Source organism: Mucilaginibacter limnophilus (assembly GCF_004005815.1).
Taxonomy (GTDB): Bacteria; Bacteroidota; Bacteroidia; order Sphingobacteriales; family Sphingobacteriaceae; genus Mucilaginibacter; species Mucilaginibacter limnophilus.
Window position 1 is genome coordinate 1 of the sequence record NZ_SACK01000021.1, and the last position, 2,090, is coordinate 2,090.

General features: G+C 40.9%; 2 protein-coding genes. Both read left to right on the forward strand.

Annotation, left to right across the window (positions count from 1 at the left end; all coding sequences use genetic code 11):
- The first annotated feature begins 72 nt into the window (after positions 1–72).
- Entirely contained in the window at positions 73–1,305 is a 1,233-nt protein-coding gene (locus EOD41_RS20490; RefSeq protein WP_127708703.1) for an IS110 family RNA-guided transposase, read from the forward strand.
- Between the two features lie 217 nt (positions 1,306–1,522).
- Entirely contained in the window at positions 1,523–2,047 is a 525-nt protein-coding gene (locus EOD41_RS20495) for a hypothetical protein (RefSeq protein WP_127708706.1), read from the forward strand.
- Positions 2,048–2,090 lie beyond the last annotated feature (43 nt).

Consider the following 2,090-nt stretch of genomic DNA (forward strand, 5'->3'; position numbering starts at 1 on the left):
AACCTAAGTGATATGATTCAAGAAACACCCAGGCTTATAAAAATGTCTTCTCTATAAAAAAGGAGGACATTTATGAAAGAACAGAACAGTGCAGATGTAAACATTATCCCGCAACTTGATAAAGCATGTGGTCTGGATATGCACAAAGACAAGATCGTCGGCTTTATTTCGTGCAAGGACGGCAGCGGCCAAGACCTCAAAGAGTTTGGAACATTCACCTGTGAACTTCGGCAAGTCAGGGACTGGCTGCAAAGCCATCAAATCGAGCATTGCCTAATGGAAAGTACAGGGATCTACTGGATGAGTCTTTACGCCATACTTACCGAAGCAGGCATAAGCGTAACAGTTGCCAATCCCACACATATTAAACAGGTACCTAAGCGCAAGACTGACCGTAAGGATGCCAAATGGCTTTGCACGTTGTTGCTGAACGGATTGGTAAGGCCAAGTTTTATGCCCACAGCCGAGCAGCGGATACTACGTGATCACTGCCGTAGCAGGTTGTTTTATATGCGGCAACAGAACAAAACGCAGAACCGCTTATTGAAGATACTTGAAAGTAACAATATTAAGTTGCGCTCTGTCATCAGTAGTATCAAAACAAAGTCGGCCATGAGCATGATACGCTTATTAGCGGCTGGAGTGACTGACAAACAACAGTTGATTGCCTGCGCTCTCGGACGTGTAAAACTAAAACAAGAGGGATTGAGCAAAGCGCTCGATGGAACACTGGCACCGCACCACCTAGTGCAGTTACAAATGCTCTTGCAGGATTTGGATCATGTGGCAAAACAGTTAGGAACGTTAGAAACAATGATCGTAGAGATTACACAGGCACATTACTCAGTCGCATATGAATGCTTAGACAGCATAACTGGTATTGCAGGCAAATCAGCACAGATCATTTTAAGTGAAGCTGGAAGCGACATGAGTCGGTTCAACACCGCAGATCACCTGACCGCATGGTGTGGGCTGGCGCCAGGTAATCATGAAAGTGCAGGCAAACGCCGCGAAACATCTGTAAAGAAAGGTAATCCCTATCTAAAAACCGCCATTATTACTGCGGCCTGGGCGGCAGTCCGGGTAAAGGATTCTTATTGGCGTGCATTGTTTGAACGCCTGCGCAAACGGATGAGGGTACAAAAAGTCATTGTAGCCATAGCAAGAAGAATGCTTAAAGTAGTTTACAAAACACTGGATACTTTAACGCACTATCAGGAAAAAGGGATTGCCCATTTTATGGACTTACAGGCAAAAGCCGCAATGTATCACCGAATGAAGCAACAATGGCCATCGACTGAATAATATTTACGATATTAAAAGGACGGATAAGGTTTTAGAAATAATAGTCTGTAACCTAAGTTGCCTAACTATATAGATAGAATCCAGGCTTGTTCTACGAGAACGCAGAGGAAACTTATTTTTTAATAATTGCGGGTTAAAATCCTTTATATTTGAGATTTAACAACCTTGATAGCAGGCAACAGTAACAGTATATCCATAGCAGACCTAAAATTATTAAATGTTCGCATTTTTTCATTTTGCTTTCCTAATATTTAAGATAGCACTTCAAGCCGCTGTTTACTCGTTAGTGGTAATGCTTTTTATATCTATTATAATTAAGACTACGGGAAATCGTCGATTAAAAAGCATAAAATTCAAAACAGCATATCTCAGCATAGCTGCTCTGTTGTTTATTTTTTCATTCACTTATTACGGAGATCATGGACTTGGCGATGAAGCCAATATCCCTATCGGGCATGGGAGAATTATTAATAGTGGCGACGGCTATGCCTATTTAAATGTGGACCGCACGCAAATCAATATAGATAGTTTTTTAGTTCGTAATAATCATTTATACTTCGCATCGAAAAGCGGTTACTACGACTACCAATTACCGTCAGGTAAATATATTAAGTATAGCAGCAAGCAGGAATATGAAGCTTATGCAAAAAAAAATCATTTACCAGTGGTAAATGATTTCAAAACTTTTTACCCACAATATGACGCATATTGGAATGGGTGGCGCTTTTGGCTTCTACCTTGACCTCAAGCAAAGTTCATTATTTTTAGAGGAAACCTTATCACAT

Bases quoted from the DNA above. Each gene is read 5' to 3' on its own strand.
- EOD41_RS20495 (WP_127708706.1), top strand. From the start codon at position 1,523: ATGTTCGCATTTTTTCATTTTGCTTTCCTAATATTTAAGATAGCACTT.
- EOD41_RS20490 (WP_127708703.1), top strand. From the start codon at position 73: ATGAAAGAACAGAACAGTGCAGATGTAAACATTATCCCGCAACTTGAT.